17 protein-coding genes are annotated in these 21,106 nt (G+C 64.3%); 6 read left to right on the plus strand and 11 right to left on the minus strand.

The genetic code is table 11. The features are described from left to right. Positions 1 to 64 precede the first annotated feature (64 nt). From MC380_RS05575 to MC380_RS05585, 3 genes are read right to left on the minus strand one after another with little or no spacing between them, the layout of a single operon-like run. Complete coding sequence (locus tag MC380_RS05575; protein WP_242163521.1) at positions 65 to 1,411, minus strand: aspartate aminotransferase family protein; 1,347 nt, start codon at positions 1,409 to 1,411, stop codon at positions 65 to 67. A 22-nt stretch (positions 1,412 to 1,433) separates the two neighbouring features. After that, entirely contained in the window at positions 1,434 to 1,853 is a 420-nt protein-coding gene (locus tag MC380_RS05580; protein ID WP_242102568.1) for a VOC family protein, read from the minus strand. Next, a complete protein-coding gene (locus MC380_RS05585; RefSeq protein WP_242102567.1) occupies positions 1,850 to 2,659 on the minus strand; it encodes an iron-containing redox enzyme family protein in 810 nt (269 codons plus the stop codon). The genes MC380_RS05580 and MC380_RS05585 overlap by 4 nt, the downstream gene beginning before the upstream one ends. Positions 2,660 to 2,974: 315 nt before the next feature. Between MC380_RS05585 and MC380_RS05590 the strand changes: the two genes are divergently transcribed. Together MC380_RS05590 and MC380_RS05595 are read left to right on the plus strand one after the other, a co-directional pair. Next, complete coding sequence (locus MC380_RS05590; protein WP_242102566.1) at positions 2,975 to 3,808, plus strand: hypothetical protein; 834 nt, start codon at positions 2,975 to 2,977, stop codon at positions 3,806 to 3,808. Positions 3,809 to 4,052: 244 nt separating this feature from the next. Beyond that, a complete protein-coding gene (locus MC380_RS05595; RefSeq protein ID WP_242102565.1) occupies positions 4,053 to 4,826 on the plus strand; it encodes a phytochelatin synthase family protein in 774 nt (257 codons plus the stop codon). Positions 4,827 to 4,883: 57 nt separating this feature from the next. Here the strand turns inward: MC380_RS05595 and MC380_RS05600 are convergent, their stop codons facing one another. Together MC380_RS05600 and MC380_RS05605 are read right to left on the minus strand one after the other, a co-directional pair. After that, on the minus strand, positions 4,884 to 5,705 hold the full coding sequence (locus MC380_RS05600; RefSeq protein ID WP_242102564.1) for a DUF4344 domain-containing metallopeptidase: 822 nt from the start codon (positions 5,703 to 5,705) through the stop codon (positions 4,884 to 4,886). A 440-nt stretch (positions 5,706 to 6,145) separates the two neighbouring features. After that, a complete protein-coding gene (locus MC380_RS05605) occupies positions 6,146 to 7,051 on the minus strand; it encodes an aldo/keto reductase (RefSeq protein WP_277929292.1) in 906 nt (301 codons plus the stop codon). A gap of 147 nt (positions 7,052 to 7,198) precedes the next feature. Between MC380_RS05605 and MC380_RS05610 the strand changes: the two genes are divergently transcribed. Both MC380_RS05610 and MC380_RS05615 read left to right on the plus strand, forming a co-directional pair. Next, the gene (locus tag MC380_RS05610) at positions 7,199 to 8,221 is read left to right on the plus strand and encodes an alpha/beta hydrolase (protein ID WP_242102562.1); all 1,023 of its coding nucleotides are present in this window, start codon (positions 7,199 to 7,201) and stop codon (positions 8,219 to 8,221) included. A 445-nt stretch (positions 8,222 to 8,666) separates the two neighbouring features. Next, entirely contained in the window at positions 8,667 to 11,708 is a 3,042-nt protein-coding gene (locus MC380_RS05615; protein WP_242163524.1) for an SBBP repeat-containing protein, read from the plus strand. Between the two features lie 206 nt (positions 11,709 to 11,914). Here MC380_RS05615 and MC380_RS05620 read toward each other — a convergent pair whose 3' ends face one another. The 4 genes from MC380_RS05620 to MC380_RS05635 all read right to left on the minus strand — a co-directional run bounded on the left by MC380_RS05620 (position 11,915) and on the right by MC380_RS05635 (position 15,479). Further along, positions 11,915 to 12,799, minus strand: a complete 885-nt coding sequence (locus tag MC380_RS05620; RefSeq protein WP_242163526.1) for a hypothetical protein — start codon at positions 12,797 to 12,799, stop codon at positions 11,915 to 11,917. A 204-nt stretch (positions 12,800 to 13,003) separates the two neighbouring features. Continuing rightward, entirely contained in the window at positions 13,004 to 13,768 is a 765-nt protein-coding gene (locus tag MC380_RS05625; protein WP_242102559.1) for a hypothetical protein, read from the minus strand. 197 nt (positions 13,769 to 13,965) lie between these two features. Next, complete coding sequence (locus MC380_RS05630) at positions 13,966 to 14,316, minus strand: hypothetical protein (protein ID WP_242102558.1); 351 nt, start codon at positions 14,314 to 14,316, stop codon at positions 13,966 to 13,968. Positions 14,317 to 14,573: 257 nt separating this feature from the next. After that, positions 14,574 to 15,479, minus strand: coding sequence for a sugar phosphate isomerase/epimerase (locus MC380_RS05635; protein WP_242163528.1), 906 nt, complete (start codon positions 15,477 to 15,479; stop codon positions 14,574 to 14,576). Between the two features lie 241 nt (positions 15,480 to 15,720). Between MC380_RS05635 and MC380_RS05640 the strand changes: the two genes are divergently transcribed. Together MC380_RS05640 and MC380_RS05645 are read left to right on the plus strand one after the other, a co-directional pair. Beyond that, the gene (locus MC380_RS05640) at positions 15,721 to 17,400 is read left to right on the plus strand and encodes a GMC family oxidoreductase (RefSeq protein WP_242163530.1); all 1,680 of its coding nucleotides are present in this window, start codon (positions 15,721 to 15,723) and stop codon (positions 17,398 to 17,400) included. A gap of 89 nt (positions 17,401 to 17,489) precedes the next feature. Continuing rightward, positions 17,490 to 18,140: a gluconate 2-dehydrogenase subunit 3 family protein gene (locus MC380_RS05645; protein WP_242163531.1), complete on the plus strand. Its 651-nt coding sequence runs from the start codon at positions 17,490 to 17,492 to the stop codon at positions 18,138 to 18,140. A gap of 98 nt (positions 18,141 to 18,238) precedes the next feature. On the opposite strand, the gene MC380_RS05650 is transcribed toward MC380_RS05645, so the two are convergent. Both MC380_RS05650 and MC380_RS05655 read right to left on the minus strand, forming a co-directional pair. Further along, the gene (locus MC380_RS05650) at positions 18,239 to 19,258 is read right to left on the minus strand and encodes a glycoside hydrolase family 43 protein (protein ID WP_242163533.1); all 1,020 of its coding nucleotides are present in this window, start codon (positions 19,256 to 19,258) and stop codon (positions 18,239 to 18,241) included. 28 nt (positions 19,259 to 19,286) lie between these two features. Continuing rightward, on the minus strand, positions 19,287 to 20,771 hold the full coding sequence (locus MC380_RS05655; protein ID WP_242163535.1) for an MFS transporter: 1,485 nt from the start codon (positions 20,769 to 20,771) through the stop codon (positions 19,287 to 19,289). Positions 20,772 to 21,106: the final 335 nt, after the last annotated feature.

Below are 21,106 nucleotides of genomic sequence, written 5' to 3' on the forward strand. Positions count from 1 at the left end.
GGGAGAGCGCCGCGGGGCCGCGTTGGGGCGGCCTCGCGGCGTGTCTAAAAACTGCGGCCACCCGCTACCCGACGTAGTGGCGATCCGCGACGTGCAGCGCTTCGTCGACAATCGCCAGGCCATCGCGCAACGCCTGTTCGTCGATGCTCAGCGGCGGCACGATGTGCATCCGGTTGGATACGACGAACGGCCACAGGCCCTGCCTTTTGCAGGCCGCGGCAAGTTCGACCATGGCAGCATCGGCCGCGCCGGAAGCGTTGAACGGTACCAGTGGCTCGCGGGTCGTGCGGTCGCGGACCAGCTCGATCGCCCAGAACGCACCGAGCCCGCGTACCTCGCCGATCGCAGGGTGCCGCCCCTGCATCGCGTGCAGTGCGGGTCCGATCACTTCTTCACCCAAACGGCGCGCGCGGGCGATCAGGTTCTCTTCCTTGTAGATGCCGATGCACGCGACCGCAGCCGCACAGGCCAGCGGATGGCCGGAATAGGTCAAGCCGCCAGGATAGGCGCGGCTCGCGAAGCTGGCGGAGACCGCCTCGCTCAGGATCACCCCGCCCAGGGGCACGTAACCGGAGTTGACGCCTTTGGCGAAGGTGATCAGGTCCGGCACGACGCCCCAGCGATCGACCGCGAACCATTCTCCGCAACGACCGAACCCGGCCATCACCTCGTCGGCGATCATCATGATGCCGTGCGCATCGCACAACGCGCGCACGCCCTGCAGGTAGCCGTCCGGCGGCACCAGGATGCCATTGGCCCCGACCACCGTCTCCAGCAGAATCGCCGCGATCCCCTGCGTGCCTTCGACCATGATCGTATCGGCCAGATGCGCGAGCGCGCGTTCGCATTCCTCCTCGGGGCTGCCGGAGTGGAATGCCGAGCGGTACGGATACGGCCCCCAGAACTTGATGAACCCCGGCGGCCCCGGTTCGGACGGCCACCGTCGCGGCTCGCCGGTCGCGGCGATCGCACCGGCGGTCGCACCGTGGTAGCTGCGGTAGGCGGTCAGGATCTTGTGGCGGCCGGTGTGCAGGCGTGCCATCCGGATCGCATTCTCGACCGCTTCGGCACCACCATTGGTGAAGAACACCCGGTTCAAGTCGCCCGGGGCGAGTTCGGCGATCAGGCGCGCCGCCTCGCTGGTGGCCGCATTGGCGTGATACGGCGCTACCGTACACAGGGTTTCGGCCTGCGCCTTGATTGCGGCGATCAGCTTCGGGTGCTGGTGGCCGACGTTGACGTTGACCAGCTGACTGGAAAAATCGAGCCAGCGTCGTCCGTCCTCGTCCCAGAAATGTGCGCCTTCGGCGCCCGCAACCACGACCGGCTCCAGGGTGCCGTGTGCCGACCACGAATGCAGCACATGCCTGCGATCGCTGCCGCGGGCAGCAGATACGGCATCGACGCTCACGTCGCGCATTGGATCGCCGCGCTCAGGGAATGAAGGTCTGTTCGGGGTCGTCGAAGGACTTGAACTCCAGCGCGTTGCCCGACGGATCGAACAGGAACATCGTCACGTGTTGCCCCGGTTTGCCCTTCAACCGCAGATGCGGCTCCTCGTGGAACTCGATGTCGGCCGCTTTCAGCCGCTTCGCCAGCGCTTCCCACGATCCGCGGTCGAGATTCATGCCGAAGTGCGGAATCGGCACCGCCTCGCCATCGAAGCGCCCGCTGTGCAGTGGGGCGCCTTCGCCGGAGATGTGCGCCACCAGGTGGTGACCGAAGAAATCGAAGTCCTGATAGGTCGTGTCGCTTCTGCCCTGGGGGCAACCCATCAATTCGCCATAAAAATGGCGCGCCTCGTCGAGGTCACGCACCGGGAAAGCGAGGTGGAACTGGGCAATCGAACTCATGGCGTCATGCTCATGACAGCGTGCTCATGGGACACGGCTCTGGGCCGGGAACCATACGCATCGAAGATGTTGTGCCAAAACAGGTTCCACGCATTGATACTACGCTCGTAGCCCTGTGCCAGCTCCGGCAGCGCGCCGGGGTCCTGGCGGATGTAATCGTCGATGGCCTGGCGCGTCAGTTCGCCGTGGACGATGTCCACTTCGCCGGTATGGATCGTCCAGAACTCCCAGTCGATGCTGCTCTCGTGCTCGCGCATATACGGGTGCCCGCGCAGGTGCTCGAACATGACCGATAGATAGGTCTGGCACAGGCATTCGCCGCCCATCCCGCGCAATCCCACGCCGAAGGCCGGACCGCGACGCGACAACTCCTCGGTCAGTCCGCTCAGGATGGCGTGGTTCGCGGGCAGGGGACGCTCCAGTTGCTCCGGCTCCACGCCGATGCTCGCCAGGAAGCGGTCGTAGACCTCGGGGTGCGCCTTGTCCGGGTCGCCTTCACCGAGCTCCTCGGCAAGGATCTGGCTCAACAGGCTGCGCAAGCCGCCGAAGGGCAGCTTGGCCACCAGCAGTGCAAGGTCGCTGATGTAGTCGATGGTGAAGAAGCGGTACTGCGTGCAGATCTGGCGCATCGCTTCGACCGGCGCATGCGCCAACGCCTTCATCTTCTGCTGGGCCAGGGCTTCGGTCGCCTCCTTCGCATTGTCGGCGAAGCGCCAGAAGGTTTGTCGATCCCACGCACCGGGCGGTATCGCCAGGCCCGGAACCGAACGCGTCGCTGACGTGCCGAGTTCATTCTGCAATGTCACGCTTCCAATCCAAGTAACGAAATCGCGCATGAGTGTAGCGTCCGATTGCGCCCTTGGCAGTCGAATAACACCTCGTTGCGATCACACTCTGCGACATCGGCATCACAGTTCATTTTGCATTAACGAACGCAACGTAATGTCGACTCCGTCGCTGCCATGCTCCTCGCAGCGCTTTCGTACGCGACAAAGTCGCATTCATCTTCGTAACGTGATCGTGATGTTTATGTTTCGTTACGAGCGGACACGATTACGCAACTTATCCGGCAGCATGCCAAAACGATGTGGCTGCGCAGGTATACGAGGAAAGTCCCGCCGATGAATGCACCCCTCGCCACTGCAGACAGCCCTTGCGCGAATCTGCTTTGGACCGGCGGCTGGGATTCGACCTTTCGGCTGCTGGAGCTGTTGTTGCTGCATCGGGTCCAGGTCGTTCCCCATTACCTGAAAGATCCGACGCGCGCCTCGACCCAGACCGAACTTTCGACAATGGCGCGCATCGGCGACCACCTGCGCGAGATGTACCCGCAGACGCGCGCGCTGCTGCAGCCGTTGCGCATCGCTGAAGTCGGCGATGTCGCCGAGGATCCGGAGATCGCGGCGGCGCTGCAACAGATCCGCAAGCGGGTCTTCATTGGCAGTCAGTACGCGTGGTTGCCGGCGTTCTGCAAGCAGAACGGAGTCGTCGACATGGAGCTGGGCGTCCACATCGACGACAAGGTCCAGGCGCTTGTGCGTCCGTTCGCCATGGAATTCGAACATCCGGCTGGCTATCGCAGCATCCGCGTGGACCCCAGGCACGCGGACTCCGCCGAGTTCAGACTGTTCCGCTACTTCGGCTTTCCGCTGTTCCACCTCGACAAGGTGCGCATGGGCCAGCGGGCCGACGCCGAAGGCTGGGGCGGCATCATGGACATGACATGGTTCTGCCACAGTCCGGCCCACGGCAGGCCCTGCGGAATCTGTGCGCCTTGCGTGTACACCATCGAGGAAGGACTGGCGCACCGGATACCTGATTCGCGGCGCGCGTTATCCTTCTTCTATCGGCGCATCGCCTTGCCCTTCAAGGAACCGCTGCGGCAGATGCGCATGTCGTTGCGCGAACGACGTGCGCGTCGGCGCCCGGGCGTACCTGGTATCGGCAGTTCCTGACACCGCGTCGTCGATCGATCGAACCATCGCAGGTGGATGTCGCCCTGCGCCATTGGGCGGCGATCGCATGGATTTCCGCGCTCGGTTCAGCCACCCCCTTCGCGCTCGCCTTGGAGTGAGCTCGGTTCTGTCGTCGGCCGCTGGCGATGGCCGCGAAAAACTGCTTTCACCACGACTTGATGCCTGTCGCGATCTCATCGCATGGCGCCACCGTTCGCGCCCCGTTCCAGGCTCCGACACCGCCATGAAGCGGCTGGTTATTGGTTTTGCGTTCGTGACGGGCATTGCCCTTCTGCTGGGCACGGGAGTCGTGTGGAACGAGTATCTGCGCGCGCCACCCGTCGAGCACCAACCACTCCCGTCGAACCTGATCCCGCTTGACTCAACGATGGGGCAGGCTCTTCTGGACGAGAGCGACGCCGTCGCCGATTACGACGAACTTTTGGCGAACTTCGTCGCCCAGTCGCGCAAGGGGTATTGCGGTGTGGCCACTGCGATTACGACGCTCAATGCCGCCGGGGTGGCCGGGACGCCGCTCGATCAGCAGACCTTGTTCGCCAATCCATCCGTGGATGCAAATCCATGGAAAGTCAGCTTCATCGGGATGTCGCTGCGGGACCTGGGGGACCTGCTTTCGGCGCACGGCGCCAACGTCAGCGTCATCAACGCATCGAGTACGAATGCCGATGCCTTTCGAAAGGTGGTGCGCACCAACCTCAACCGTGACGGCGACTACGTGCTGATCAACTACGAGCGGAAGCACATTGGACAGGCGCAGTCAGGGCACATCTCACCACTGGCCGCCTACCATGCGCAGAGCGACCGAGTGCTCATCCTCGATGTTGCCGCGCACAAATATCCGCCTGTCTGGGTTCGCCTGGATGAAGTCTGGGATGCGATGAATGCGCCGTTGAATCCCGAAACATCCGTCACCCGGGGATTCATCATTGTCCACGGGCGCGCGGGTGACCAGGGCGACATGCCGGTGAGCGCCTTGGTCTCTCTCGGCCCTCACTGAATTGCGATCCGGGCCCTGCCCCATCATGGCGCGCGCCTTTCCTCCCGCCAGGCGCACTCACCGCCGCTCGAAGTAGCGGATCGCTTCGGCCTCGGTCATCTCGTACTTCGGAGCCAGGTGCGGCAGGAGCAGGCGCAACCAGGCGCGTCCGACCTGACGCGTTTCTCTTGGACATGCCTTGGCGCGCGCCGGCGTCAGGTCGCCGGCAGTGACGATCTCGGCATATCTGACTGGGTCGGTGCCGAAAATAAGGCACTGCAGGTTGAAATAGCGCTGCTCGCCCAGCGCGTGCTCATCGGCATAGGCGTCCAGGTCGTATGCGCCGGTACTGCGCGTCAGCAGCCAGTTGGCCGCCATGCGAAGGCTTTCGATGACCTGTTCGGGCGATTCGTCGACGCCGGAGAAATGCAGCATCAGCATCGCCGCGAGTTGATCGACCGCATCTTCCTGCCGACCGGTCACCGGCAGATCGAGCAGGTCGACCAGCGCATGACCGGTTTCGTGCAGCACGATGAAACGCACATTGGCGCGCGTGTAGCGCAGGGGATAATCCGGATCGAGGCCGCCAGCCTTATGCTGCATCTGACCGCGCTCGTACAACGTCCGCAGGGTCTCGTAGCAGAGCACGATCCGTGTGGTCTCCGGCACGTAAAACGCACCGAACTCGCCACACTCCGCTGTGACATAACGCAGCGGGCGCGGCAGCTGGAACATTCCGTCGATCTGCTGCACCGCCGGGAGCCGATGCAGCAGATCGGCTTCACGCACCCGCGTGTAGATCGGCTGCAACGCGGGCGACTCCGGCGCCAGGTACTGATACTCGAACGCCGGCCCGGCCGGCCTTTGCTTCCCGCCAGGCTCGATGGTCCTGGCGCGCACGACCGCCTGCGACCACCTACGTGGAACACTTCCGCCCTCGGCGACCTGTGGCGCCCTGACTGCCGCCGGCATGCTTCCGTACGCGCACCCGCCAACAGCGACTGCGGCCAGCCCAATCGACAACCAGATGATTGAGGCCCTGAGTAGCATCCGGTCCTTATTGCGCGGCTGGCGACATCCACCGCGCCGTGTACCAGGTAGCAATGTAGTCAGTGTCACCGAGTATTGACGAGGACAACGACGGCGGCAATCAGCCCGTCCTGCTGGCGGCGTCCTGGCGCCAGGACAGCATCGCGCGCGATCTGCGTTCGCTCGATCGCCTCCGGTTGGCGGTAGGAAGGCTGGTGCGGCTGGCTGTTACGCTGCAGGAGCACCCGACTTGTGAACGAGATCACAAGCGTGGGTAATATCGCTGCGCTGACAAAGTCGGTCCGCCGCCGTCACGCGATTTCGCGACCCGCGCCCGCCTGCCAGACGGCGTACCAGTCTTCCGCGGACAGCCGCAGGTCGAGCGCGGCCACGGCATCGCGCAGGCCGTCGATGCGGCCGCTGCCGGTGATCGGCAACGGCGCCGAGGGATGTCGCAGGATCCATGCATACGCCATCGTCGCCTCCGACACCCCGTGGCGCTTGCCCAGGTGGGCGAGCGCATCGCGCACGCGCAGCGCCTGCGTGTCGTCGTTGTTGAACAACCGGCCGCCGCCCAGTGGCGACCAGGCCATGGGACGCAGACCCAGCGAAATGCACTGATCCAGCGTGCCGTCATGCAGGGACGCCAGCTGCAGGGGTGAAAGCTCGATCTGATGCGCGACCAGCGGATGAAACTGGTGTAGCAGCGCAAGTTGCGAAGGCGAATGGTTGGACACGCCGAAGTGCAGTACCTTGCCGGCGGTATGCAGCGATTCGAACACCCGGGCGAGCTCGTGCGGGTCCATCAACACATCGGGCCGGTGGATCAGCAGCAGATCCAGCCGGTCGGTGCGCAGCGCACGCAGCGACTCTTCCACCGATGCCACGACGTGCGTCTGCGATGTGTCATAGCACTTGGCGCGATGGCTCGGCCGCTGCGGGGACACCAGCCGGATGCCGCACTTGCTCACGATCTGCATGCGATCGCGCAAGCCCGGCGCTGCCGCCAATGCCTCCCCGAACAGACCCTCCGCCTGGTAGCCACCGTAGATGTCGGCGTGATCGAAGCTGGTGACGCCAAGAGCCAGCGAGTCTTCGATCCAGCGCAGGCGCTGTTCGACCGATTTGTTCCACTCCACCATGCGCCAGCATCCGGCGACGATGGGCGAAAGGCGGAGCGAACTGCTGTGGACATGGGGGCCAGCGGATGGAGTCATGGGTGACAGGGAATGATGGCGAACTGGAATGATGAGCCCGCTTGCCCCGGCACGCCAGATTTGGAAGATGGTGCTGATTGAAGCTGACCATGCCGCGCTAGGTACACGGGATAAAATCCCGGCTCCCGGCCCCATGGAGAGACCCCGATGAAGGCAACCCACTCGGGCCGCGTTCTGCTCGCCGCGCTCCTGATAGCGTGCTGCACGTCGACAGCGGGCGCCAGTACCGTTACGGAACGCACGCCCGACGCCTACGCCGACCCTGGCGATCTCGTGAACATCGCGGAGAATCGTCGCCTCAATCTCCGCTGCGAGGGTGATGGCGCGCCCACCGTGATCCTGGAGGCCGGTGCGAACGCCGATTCGACCGCGTGGTTCCGGGTGCAGCCGCTGATCGCCGCGCGAACGCGGGTATGTGCATACGATCGCGCCGGTTACGGGTTCAGCGACGAGGGACCGAAGCCGCGTACGCTCGACGCCGACGTGGCCGACCTGCGGGCCCTGATCCAGGCCGCCGGTGTGCGGACCCCGGTCGTGCTGGTCGGTCATTCGCTCGGAAGCAACATCGCACGGCGTTACGCTGAAGAGCACCCCGGTGATGTGGCGGGCCTGGTACTGGTCGATCCGCCCGAGCAGAATCTGGCCGCCTTCCTCCCAGCCGAGTGGAAGGTGCAGGACACCGCGATGATCGCGCAGCGCGACCAGTTCCTCGATCGCTGTGAACAGGGAGCGCAGACCGGCAGGCTCGCAGTACCACCGCCCGAGCTGCAAGGCTGCCTGCGGGCAGCACCACCGTGGATGAGCGAACGCGTCGCCGCTTCCGTTGCTGCCTACAAGCAACGGCCGGCCTACTGGCGCACCTTGCGCTCGGAACTCACCGAGAATGCAGCGATCTTCGGCTCGGCGGTGTCGCCGGACGAGTCGCACGGTACGACGCCGCTGGTGCTGCTGGCCGCCGGCAACGGGCATGCAAGCGTGCCGGAAGACCTGCGCAAGGGAATGCAGGCCGCGCGCGCAGCGACCCACGACGCGATCGTCGCCAGTTCACGTCAAGGTCGCATGCAGCACGTCCCCGACTCCTCGCACGACATGCAGCTCGACCAGCCGCAGGTGATCGCGGACGCCGTTGTCGCATTATTGCCTGGAGCATCGGTAGGCACCGAAGAGTAGGGCGTCGTCTCAGCCGCGTTCACGCGAGCCATCATTTCCGCTCTGGCCGGCTCGGGCGCGTTGCTGTCGTGCGGTCCGACTACACACTGCTGGGTGTCGTCGATGCTCCTGCAGATGTCGCCACCCACCGCGGCCCCACTGTGACCGTCCACCCAAAGCCTCCAGCCGGGACTTCTGGTCCGGCAGCCGGTGGTCGGTGCATCGAGCCCTGGACCGCGGACTGCCCCCGGGGTGTTCTCGGAGCGCAAGTCCTCCTGAACAGGGTGCAGGCGCCCGTCGGAATGCCGGGTTGTCGCGGCCCGACTCCGATCGAGCGTGGTCCACACCTCGCACATCATGAGCCGGCCCGGAAGTGGACGGCTACGCTTACAAATGGTCGATGGACGACGTCCGGCCAATCAGTAGAATGGGTTTTCTGGGACTTCCAGCCACATCGGGTTGAGTGATGAAAAAGACGTACTGGCTTGCGGTAGGCGCCATAGGTACCGCTGTCGCGCTGTGGGCAAGCACAGATTCCGAAGAGATGCCGATCCTGGCAAAGGCGGTTCCCAGTGCAGTGGCCAGCACCGAACACAGGTATGCGCAGATCCCCCTTGCGTTCGAGCGCAATGTGGGCCAGACGGATCCCGAGGTTCTGTTCCTGGCGCGGGGTCCGGGGTACGGCATCTTCCTGACCGCCACCGAAGCAGTGCTGAGCCTGCCATCCAAGCCCGGGTCCACGAAGGTGTCCACACAGGCGGGCGCACCCACGGTGGTACGCATGTCCCTGCTCGGCGCCAGCACTGAGCCTGTCGTCGAGGGCGCCGGCCTGCAGCAAGGCAAGAGCCACTACTACTACGGTTCCACGCCCAACCAATGGCAACGCGATGTCCAGCGCTACGACCGGGTGCGCTACCGCGAGGTATACCCCGGCATCGACATGGTCTACTACGGCAAGCAACAGCAGCTCGAGTACGACTTCGTGGTGGCGCCCGGCAGAAATCCGGGGCGCATCAACGTCAAGTTCAGTGGCGTCGACGGGCTGCGGCTGGACCCGGACGGCAACCTCATCCTGGAAACCGCCTCGGGCACGCTCACCCAGCAAAAACCTGTGCTCTACCAGCAGGTGGATGGCCGGCGCAAGCCTGTGCAAGGCGGCTACCGTCTCCTGAGCGGGGATCGCGTCGGTTTCGAGGTCGCGGCGTACGACACGGCCAAACCCCTCATCATCGACCCGGTGCTGGGTTACTCGAGCTATTTCGGCGGAAGTGGGGATGATGGCATTGCGTCGCTGTCTGCCGACGACGCCGGCAATCTCTACGCCATAGGCACTACCGCTTCGCTCAACTTCCCGCTCAAGAACGCGATCCAGTCCAGCAATCGCGGTGGCGGCGACATCTTCGTCACAAAGTTCAACACGGATGGCAACGCTCTGGTCTACAGCACCTTCATGGGAGGCGGCAATGCCGACGGCGGCACGGGCATTGCCGTCGACATCCACGGAAATGCCTACATCACCGGGCACACGAAATCCACGAATTTTCCGGTGGCCAATGCGTTGCAGAGAACGCATGCCGCGGATGGGGGTCTGGAAGATGCTTTTGTTGCACGGCTCGATAGCGCGGGAGCTCTCGCTTTCAGTACCTACCTCGGGGGCTCTGGTGCGGACCTGGGCACTGCAATCGATCTGCCTCCATCGGGTGATCTTTATGTGGCCGGCTCAACCGAGTCGGGCAACTTTCCAAGGGTTTCTGCGATGGATGCCTCGCTCGGGGGAACGAGAGACGGATTCCTCGCGAAGCTGACGCGGTCGGGCGACACGCTGGTTTTCAGTACGTATTTTGGTGGGGGCGGAACTGATCAGATCAGCGCGATGTCGGTCGATCCGTCACCGGGAGGCTCAGGCGCGATCTACCTCACGGGCGAAACCGCGTCCACCGATTTTCCCGTGTCGGCCGGGACCGCGATCCAGACCAGCCTTGGAGGCGGATCCGACGCTTTTGTCGTGGTGCTAAGCCCTGCTGCTGTCGCCCCATACATCGCAATGGAGTTGGGTACCTACCTCGGCAGCGCCAACACAGATGCTGGCGAGGGTATCGATCTGGATCCAGAAGGCAACGTGATCGTCGTAGGCCGAACCGAGGCAACCTCGGCAGCGCCGTTTCCGACCGCGAACCCTGCGCAGGACGAGTCGGCCGGCGGCATAGATGGATTCGTGGCAAAGATTACCCTCGGTGCCACTCCCGCGCTCGCCTACAGCACATATCTGGGAGGTTCGGGAGAGGATCGCCTGACGGACGTGAAGGTCGACGACTTTGGAACTGCGTATGTGATCGGCACGACGAATTCGACTGATTTGATCGGAACGTCGTCGGTTTTTGGCCTGCAGCACGCCAATGGCGGCGGCTTCGACGCGATGACCGCGCGCTACTCCGACGAAGGCGAGAGATTCTGGGCCTCCTATCTGGGAGGAAGCGGGAACGAACAAGGCGCGGCGATTGCGCGTTATGGATCGAGCAGCATTTTCCTTGGTGGCTCGACGGCTTCGACCAACTTCTCGACACTGCTGCCGTTCAAATCGGCCAACAGCGGTGCTTCGGACGCGTTCGTTACCCGCTACGGTATCCGCAGCATGCGCACCAACGCACGCAACTTCAACGCCGACCGGACCGACGACATTCTCTGGAGGAACTCTTCCACCGGGGCAAACGCCGTGTGGCGGTCTGCAGGTGGCACGACGACGACGACGCTTACGAACGTGCCGGTTGGTCCGTGGAAGTTGGTGGGAACCGGAGATTTCGACGGAGATGCCCGGGCCGACATCCTCTGGCGCAATTCGGGTACGGGCGCGAATCACATATGGAGGGGCGCATCTTCCAGCAACGTCATGATTCTCCACGCCGTGACGGATCAGAAATGGCAAATCGTTGGGATAGGCGACTTCAACCTGGACAGCCGCTCGGACATCCTGTGGCGTCATGGCAGTACGGGCGCCAATGCGGTGTGGTTGTCGGGCGACTACGCGACGCAGCAGTCCGTCAGGAGCGTGACCGACACTGCCTGGAAGGTGGCAGGTCTGGGCGATTTCGATGGCGACTTCGTCTCCGACATTCTGTGGCGCCACAGTGGTACGGGCGCGAATGCGATTTGGCTTTCCGGTGACTTCACTACGCCGCAGGCAATCACACACCTGACAAATCTGTCCTGGCAGGTCGCGGGCATCGGAGATTTTCTGGGCGACGGAAAATCGGACATCCTCTGGTTCCAGCCCACCACCGGCCAGGCCGTCATTTGGCGCAATGCCGACTATGCAAGGAAAACATCTTTGCCCAATGTGAATCTCCAGTTCGCCATCAGCGCGATAGGCGATTACAACGGGGATGGGCGCTCCGACATCCTCATGCGCAACCAGACCACCGGGGCAAATGTCCTGTGGCGCTCCGGTAGCGCCAGCAATTCCCAGACGCTGGTGTCTGTGGCAAACCAGTCCTGGAAAATCGTGCGTTGAACCTGTGACTGGCTGCTGGAAAGCGCAATAGAAGGCTCCGCCTTTCTGCGGGGTCTTGCGTCACCGGAAGAGTTATATCGCGTGGATTGTGGTGCCGGTTCGCGGGGAAGATGATGACGTGACAGATCACCCACTCAGGCCAAACCCGCGGCACGACCGTTAGTCGCCTACGCTAGTCGACAAATAGCCAGCCGCTTATACAGACGTCAAACCCTCAGATCCACGCTCCGGAACACCGCCAACCCACTCGAATTGGGCATGCCCGCGTACTCCAGCCAAGGCTCGCGGGCGAAGTTCGCGGTGCAGGGCCCGAGTGTGCCGATGCGGATCTCGCGCGCGGCCGCTTCCCGCCGCAGCATCGCCAGTACGTCGCCCAGCATTGCACCGGTAAACGGCGTGTACAGGTAGAACACCGTCCCCGACGACAGATCGGCCGCGCGCGCATCCTGGCGCGCGAAGGTGACATTGGCCAGATTGAGTGCTTTCGCGCAGCGCCGTGCGCAATCGACATAGGCCGCTTCCCACTCGATGCCGACGCAACGGGCGCGAGTGCAGATGGCGGCAAGCAGCGGAACGTGGCCCAACCCGGACCCTAGATCGAACAGCACGTCATGTTCGGAAAGTCCGGTACGGACAATCAGTTCGAAGATATGGCGCGCCGGCGTGGGTTGATAGAACACCATTTCAGCCGCCAGCTGGGCTTCTGGGCTGGGTTCCTCAATCTGCAGGACACCGCTGAGCAGCGCATCGAGGCCGTCGTAACCCTCGCTATCGACCCGGTGCCGTACATCGTCGACCGGACCAGCCGCCCACTCCAGCAGGCTCTGCGCGCCGTTACCTTGCTGTATCGCTTCGCGGATCGAGGCGTAGACCCGCTGGTTGGCCGCTTCGAGATCCGCACACAGGAGACCCATCCGGTCATGGAGCTCTGTCGATAGCCGTGGGTCTGCGCCGCCACCTCGACCCGCCCCCCAGGTGGGATGACTTTCAAGTCGATCCAGCACCTCGATACGCTGGCGCAACCGGTTCGGTTCCAACAGCGAATGGTCGCGTTCCAGCCGGCTGATCCAGGCATCCCATGTGTCAGTCACTCGTTCGTGATTCCTGAGTCCCGGCGGTGATACGTGGCAGCGACAGCCCCAGTCCCCGCCATCGCACTCCTGCGAAACCTGCGCTTGCGGGGCCGCCGTTATGACTTACAGCCGCACCGAGGCGCAACCCATGCCACTGCATAGGATGCGCTCGCTTCGTGCCCGACCGATGTGCGTACCCGCCCTGTTTCGCGACGGGTGCGCTCAACGTTCTGGCAGGCGCACCTTGCCGCGCACCCCGCGATGCTCGATCCCGCCCGAACCGTCGCGTTCGACCGTGAAATCGCCAGCGACATTTTCGACCACAATGCTGCCGGACCCGTCCTGGCCCACGCGTGCGTTGCCGCCGATGTCGCGCATCTCGATCGAGCCCGAGCTGTCGACATCGATGATCGCATCGCCACGCACGCCCGAGACGCTGGTTTCGCCAGAACTGTCGTTGGGGATATGCAATGCGCCGACGTCGCGCACGTTCAGGCTTCCCGAGCTGTCCTCCACGCGCACTGCACCCGGGATGTGGGCGATACGCAGATCGCCGGAACTGTCCTGCATGCGCAGCGCGGCGACGTGCTCGACCGATGCCGCGCCCGAGCTGTCACTGACCTCCAGCGCCAGCCGCGACGGCACCCGCAGCTCCAGGTCCAGCCTGCGCTGGCCGTCGAACAGGCCTGCGGTCTCGGGCAGCTCGGCGGCCACCACCAGCCGGTCGCCCTCGCGCCGTTGCACCAGGCGGATCCCGTCCAGAATCTGCTGGCTCGAGGCGCAGGCCAGGCCACGCACCTGCACCTGGGTCAGCCCTGGCTCGCCGTCGATCTTCAGCCCGCCCGCCGCGGCGCGGACCACCAGGGTCTTCACCGCGCCTGCCGGCAGGTCCAGGTTGCGCGGCGCGCTGAACGCGCAGTCGTCCTGCGCCCAGGCCGACGAGGCCCCCACCAGCATCAGCACCATTCCCCATTGCAGCTTGCGCATCGCATTGCCTCCGATCGGGTCGAAGTGCATGGGATGCGCCCACCGAGCCAATGGTTGCAACGATCGTGCAGATTCCGCCCGGATAGAGCCCCGCCCGCGGCAGCTGCCAGATCAGATCCAGGTCGACTTTCCGACACGGGCGGACGCCTCACAGCGGTTCCGCCCTACCCCGCGCCTACCCCTACCGGATCGCGCGCCTACTCGGCATTGACGCTGATACGCACGCCCCGCACGCTGTTCTCGACGATGGTGACGACGAAGTCGCGCTCGCCCTCGTGCTTCTTCACCAGCACGTCCTCGCCATCGTCGACCTCGACGCTGTAGCGCTTGCCCGCCTGCGCCTGCAGCGCATCGCGCACGTCATTGGCGATGCCGTTCTCGCTGCGTCCCTGGACCACGTCCACGGTCGCACGGATCGGATCCCCCTCGGCCGGCGCCAACTGCAGCACGATGCGGCCGGCCGACTCGGCTCCGCCGCTGAGCTCCAGACGCCATTTGTTTTCCACCCCATCAGCATTGGCGGCCGATGCCACCAAGGCAAGACACATTCCAAGCAATAGCCTGCGCACGACAACCTCCGTTCCAGGGTGTGGTGCAGGTCCAATACCGCTGCGGTGGTGAAACGCCGGTGAGATGCGCGTTCCGATGCTGGCTACGATTCAGTTTTTCATCCGCGCAGGCGTAAAATCGCCAACTCCGGGCCGAAGCGGGGCGCTTCGCCGCCGAACCACTTCACTGACGGAAGACGGGTGGATGCCGCTTCAGCGGCTTGCCCGTCCTCTCGTACTGCGCACGATCTTCCTGCTCACGGCACGGAACGCAGGTACTCGTAGGCGATTTTGGCGGCATCGAGCTGATCCATACGCGAGAACGGCCCCTCCTGCTCGGCGAAGTAGTGCTGCACGCCGGCCTTTCTTGCCGCGGCGAAGATCGGACGGTAATCGACTGTGCCGCGCCCCAGTTCCGCGCCGACCATGGCCGGCCGCGGACCTTTCGTGGCCGCGGGCTTGCTCGCGGCCAGATAGTCCTTGATATGTAGCATCGGGAACCGGGCCGGCTCCCTGGCGAGATACTCTTCGGGACGGCGACCGGCGAACGTCATCCAGCCGCAGTCGATCTCGAACTTGACCAGGTCGCTGTCGGTCTCGCGCAACAGGAAGTCGAAACCGCTCGTCCCCTCGCCCACGTCGGCGAATTCGTAATCGTGGTTGTGGTAGGCGTATTGCAGGCCGGCACGCTTGGCCGCTTCGCCGATCCGATTGGCCAGTTCGGCCGTGCGCTTGGCTTCGTCCAGACTGAAGTCGGATTCCCACGATACCTTGGGATCGATGGCCGAGCGCAACGCAGAACTGGCGGCGAACTTCGCCCCCAGCGCATGCGCGGTTTCGAAGGACGCCTCCAGATTGGCCGGATCGAAATCCAGATGGGTGCTGGGACAGACCAGGCCCGCGTCGTCGATCATTCGACGGTATTCCCTGGCCGACAGCTTGCCGCCCGCATAGCATTCCACTTCCGTGAAGCCAATCTGCCGGAGCTTCTTGAAGGTGCCTGCCGGATCACTTTCGAACGCCTGGTTGACCGCGTAGACCTGGATGCCGTACGGCCGGCCCGACTCGCCGGCGAAGGCGCGGCCGGGCAGCACGGCTGGCACAAGCAGCGCCGCCCCGCTCTGGATCGAACGAACCAGGAATTGTCTACGCGTCGTGGTCATGGCGGACTCTTTCGTTTGAGTGAAGGGGCAGGACCGAAAGCATCGTGCGTGCTCCGAACCCGATCGTGCCCAGGCGCCTGCGTCGCCGCTTTGCAGAATCAGCGGACGGACGCGACAGCAGTCGGCAAGCAGTCGAGCCGAAGGCGGGCATCGCTTCTCGCAAGTCATTCATCCGGAAAATACGATAGCATCACGCGCACGCATCCAGCGCTTGTCCCTCGTCAATTTCCCGGAGGCAATGGTGGCGCAATCCACAGATTACGACGCAATCGTGGTCGGATCAGGCATCTCCGGCGGTTGGGCGGCCAAGGAGCTCACCGAGAAGGGCTTGCGCGTCCTGCTCCTGGAGCGTGGCCGCAACGTCGAGCACATCAAGGACTACGTCAACGCGACCAAGGCGCCCTGGGAATACTTGCATCGCGGCAGGGCCACATATTCGATGGAGCAGGCGCACAGCGTGCTCAAGCGGGACCTCCTGGACGAGACCAACGAGTCGGCCTGGGTCAACGAACAGGAATCGCCGTACACCGAGGTGAAGCGCTTCGACTGGTTCCGCAGCTACCGCGTGGGTGGGCGCTCGTTGCTGTGGGGCCGCCAGAGCTATCGCTGGAGCGATTTCGACTTCGAGGCCAACGAAAAGGAAGGCGTGGCGGTCGATTGGCCGATCCGCTACGCCGACCTCGCGCCCTGGTACGACCACGTGGAAAAGCACGCCGGGATTGCCGGATCCCGCGAGGGCATGGCGCAGCTTCCCGATGGCCAGTTCCAGCCGGCGATGCCGCTGAACTGCGGCGAAGAGCTGGTTGCCGGACGCCTGCGCAACGCGTTCGGCGGCAAGCGCCGGATCATCCCGGGGCGCACCGCGAACGCCACCCAGGCACTGCCTGGGCGCGCGCCCTGCCAGTATCGCAACGCCTGCTGGCTGGGCTGCCCGTACGGCGCCTATTTCAGCACCCAGTCGTCCACGCTGCCGGCGGCGATGAAGACCGGCCGGCTTACGCTCAAGCCCTGGTCGATCGTCACCGAGGTCCTGCTCGACAAGACCGGCAAACGCGCCAGCGGAGTGCGCGTCATCGATGCGGTGACCGAGCAGGTCACCGACTACAGCGCGAAGATCGTGTTCCTGTGCGCGTCCACGCTCAATTCGACCTGGCTGCTGATGCGTTCGGCGACCGACGTGTGGCCGGGCGGGCTGGGCAGCAGCTCGGGCGAACTCGGTCACAATCTCATGGACCATCATTTCCGCTGCGGCGCGGAAGGCGAGATCGAAGGCCTGGCCGACAAGTACTACTACGGCCGCCGACCGACCGGGTTCTACATTCCGCGCTATCGCAACCTGTTTGGCGACAAGCGCGAGTACCTGCGCGGTTTCGGCTACCAGGGTGGCGCGAGCCGGCAGGGCTGGCAGCGCGCGGTGCGTGAGCTCGGGATCGGGGCCGAGATGAAGGACGAGGCGACCACACCGGGGCCATGGACGATCGGCTCCACCGCGTTCGCCGAGATGCTGCCTGCGCATTCCAACCACATCGCGCTTGACCCGGAAAAGAAGGACAAATGGGGCCTGCCGGTGCTGAAGATCGATTGCGCGCTCGGGGAGAACGAGCGCCTGATGCGCAAGGACATGATCGACGACATGGCGCAGATGCTCGAGCAGGCCGGCGTGAAGAAGGTCAAGACCTACGACGAAGGCTCCTACCCCGGGATGGCGATCCACGAGATGGGCACCGCGCGCATGGGGCGCGATCCCAAGACCTCGGTGCTCAACGCGCACAACCAGGTCTGGGACGCGCCCAACGTTTTCGTGACCGATGGCGCCTGCATGACCTCCTCCGCCTGCCAGAATCCTTCGCTGACCTACATGGCGATCACCGCCCGTGCGGCCAACTTCGCCGTGGACGAGCTCAAGCGCCGCAACCTGTGACCGGGGCCGACATGAACATGTCCTCTCAACCCATGCCATCCGAATCCGAACAGGCCCCGACGATCACCCGGCGCGAGGCGATCCGACGCGTGAGCCTGCTGCTCGGCGGCGCGGCGCTGATCGGCTGCGGCCGCGTGGAGGACGTGGAGAAGGCGGCAGAAAAGGCGGCAAGCGCCCCGGCCAACACGCGTCTTGGCCAGTTCAGCTCCCAGGAAATCGCGTTCCTCGACGAGGTCGCGGAAACGATCGTTCCCGCCACCAGGACGCCGGGCGCGAAGGATGCGAAAGTCGGCGCGTTCATGGCGCTCATGGTCACCGATTGTTACGACCCCGGCGAACAGAAGACTTTCCGCGACGGCATGCGCCGGGTCGACGCCGCCGCGACGAAGGCGGCCAACGTGCCGTTCATGCAGGCCACGCCGCAGCAACGCCTGGCCGTGCTGACCGCCTTCGATCGCCAGGCACACCGGGAGGCGTACGAGAGCGAGGCCGAAGACCGCAAGCGCCAGGGCCTGGCGCAGCTGCCTCCGTACGATTCCATCGAAGCGGAAGAGATCACATCCGACGCCCCAGTCGAGCCAGCCACGTTCTTCCGCATGATGAAAGAGCTCGCCCTGCTGGGCTACTTCACCTCCGAGATCGGCTGCACACAGGCGCTGCGCTATACCGAGGTGCCGGGCCGTTACGACCCTTGCATCGATTACGTCGCAGGATCGCCGGCCTGGGCGGCGCACGCCTGACGACCCGCGCCACCGGTGACGCGACGAAAGATTGCCTCGCAGGACGATGCTGCGCTTCGCGTTCGTACTCTAGAACCGCCTGATCGCACCGCCTTGGGTCACTCTCCATAGGGATGGATGGTGCGGATCCTGCCCTGCCCGTCGTGATGCAGCGGCGTGACCTTGATCGAGCGCAGGTGAGTGATGCCGCCGGACAACAGCGAGTCGTGATAGAACAGGTACCAGTGGTCCTGGAACGCGCAGATCGAATGATGCGTGGTCCACCCGACCACTGGCGTCAGGATCCGGCCCTGGTAGACGAACGGCCCGTAGGGATTGTCGGCCACCGCATAGCACAGAAAATGCGTGTTGCCGGTGGAATACGAGAGGTAATAGCGACCGTCGTGCCTGTGCAGCCACGGCGCCTCGAAGAAGCGTCGGTCGTGGTCGCCCGCGCGCAACGGCTCGCCGGCCTCATCCAAGATCACGACTTCCCGCGGCGCCTCGGCGAACTGCTTCATATCGTCCGACAGGCGCGCCAGGCGCGGCCCCAGCGCAGGTTCGCCATCGGCGGGCTCCTCGTGCGCCGGTGAATAAGCGTTGTCCCGATACTTCTGCAGTTGCCCGCCCCAGAGGCCGCCGAAATACATGTAGAACGCACCGTCGTCGTCGGCGTACACCGCCGGGTCGATGGAATAGCTGCCGGCAATGGCTTCGGGTTCGGCCACGAAGGGACCGGCAGGATGGTCGCCTACCGCCACGCCGATCTGGAACAGGCCGTCGGCGCGCTTGGCCGGGAAGTACAGGTAGTACTTGCCGTCCTTGGTCGCCGCATCCGGCGCCCACATCTGACGCTCGGCCCACGGCACGTCGTCGACGCGCAATGCGACGCCGCAATCCTCGGCTGCCCCATCCGCGGGCGAGTCCATCCGCAGCACGTGGTAGTCCTGCATGCCGAAATGGTCGCCGTCATCGTTGAAAGGAATGCCCGCATCGATGTCGTGCGATGGATAGATGTAGATTTTTCCGTCGAACACATGCGCCGATGGGTCGGCGGTGTAGATGTGCGTGACCAGCGGCGGCGAGATCGCCTTCTCGGCCAGCGTTTGCAGCTCGACCGGATCGAATTCTTCGGACATGCGGGCTCCTGCTGCGTTGCGGCGACGATCAGGGAGTCGCGATGCCCGCGGCGCGGCGCGCGGCCAGTTCCTGCTCGATGCGCGTCTCGGTCATCTTGTCGATCTTGTAGAAGAACAAGAGCGCGACGCACAGCAGGAACGGGATCGATGCGTACACGCTCACCGCCATCTGGATACCGCGCACGGCACCGGCCGACTGCACGGCGAGGTCGGGATCGTAGCCGTGGGCGGCCAGGATCTTCGCCACCAGCGCGCTGCCCGTGCTCAGACCGATCTTCAGGCCGATCAGGATCGCGGAGAACACGATCGCGGTGGCACGGCGGTGGTTCTTCCATTCCGAATAATCGGCCACGTCGGCCACCATCGCCCACAGCAGCGGGATCGTGATGCCGTAGAAAAAGCCGTGCAGGACCTGAGCCGCGACCGCGAGACCCACCGCCTGCGGCGGGAACAGCCAGAACGCCAGCAGGCACAACGTGGACACGAACAGTGCGCCGCCGAACACGTCGCGCTTGCCGAAGCGGTCGGCCAGGCCCTTGGAGAAACCAATGCCGACGATCATGAAGATGATGCCGCTGCCGTTGAACAGGCTGAAGGCCGAGGTCGGCGCGTCCTTAGGCCATTGGAACTCGGTCAGGCCCACGCCGGTGAGCACCGAGTTCAACCCGGCGATGAGGTGGTTGAAGCCGACGTTCTCGAGGAAGTTCGCCAGCGCAGCTTCATCGAGGTAGTACTTGAAGTAGTACACGTACATGCCGCCCTTCAGGGCAAGGGTCACGAAGACCAGCACGGTCAGCACCAGCATCACTTGCCATGGCGTGTTCTTCGCCAGGTCGGTCAGGTCCTGGCGGATGGTTGACTTCTGCTCGGGCGCCGGGACGATGCGCTCCTTCGTGGTCAGGAAGGTGATCAGGAAGAAGATCGTGCCCATCACGGCGAACACCAGCATGGTGTTCTCGAAGCCGCGCACCTTGTCGCCGTCGCCGAGGATCAGCACCAGCGGCAGCAGCAGGGCCTGGATGATGAACTGCGCGATCATCACCGCGACGAAGCGGTAGGAGGACAGGCTGTTGCGCTGGGCCATGTCGCCGGTCAGCACGCCGCTGAGCGCCGAATACGGCAGGTTGTTGGCGGCGTACACCAGCACCAGCAAGGTATAGGTCGCCATCGCGTAGATGACCTTGCCGCGCTCGCCCAGGTCCGGAGTGCTGAAGGCGAGGAGCGACAGCACTCCGAATGGAATCGCCGTCCACAGGATCCATGGCCGGAACTTGCCCCAGCGCGTGCGGGTGCGGTCGGCGATCAGCCCCATCATCGGCGTGAATACGAAAGCACCGAGCAGGCCCCCGGTGAAGATCACCGTGCCGGCGACGTCGACCGGAATCCGGTAAACATCGGTGTAGAAGAACGCGATGAAGGTGACCAGGGTCTGGAAGATCAGGTTGGCCGCCAGGTCGCCGAGGCTGTAGCCGACCTTTTCGCGTACGGAGAGGGTTTGCGCGATGTCGTTCATGGCCGGGTCGTGATGTCGCCGTCCTGCGGCGGGGTCTGGCTGGCGAGGCGATACGCGGCCTTGTGGCCGACATGCGAGCACGCCGCGCGAACGCGATCATCCTGGGGCAGCCGGCCCGAAAGCGTCCCGGCTGCTGACGAAGGCGCTGCTGAAATCGGCGACGAGGGAACCATGATGTCCTTGCTGCACCGCACGATGACAAGTGCAAATGATAGCGCTATCAATGCGCATTGTTACCGCTAACGGGGGCTTGGCGCCATCGGTAAGGGCCAAGGGCGGTGGCGCTGTCGCACGGATTTTTGTTTCTGAGGCGGGTTCGAAGCCGGCATGGCCGA

Source organism: Lysobacter sp. M15 (genome assembly GCF_022662515.1).
GTDB lineage: Bacteria > Pseudomonadota > Gammaproteobacteria > Xanthomonadales > Xanthomonadaceae > JAKPBU01.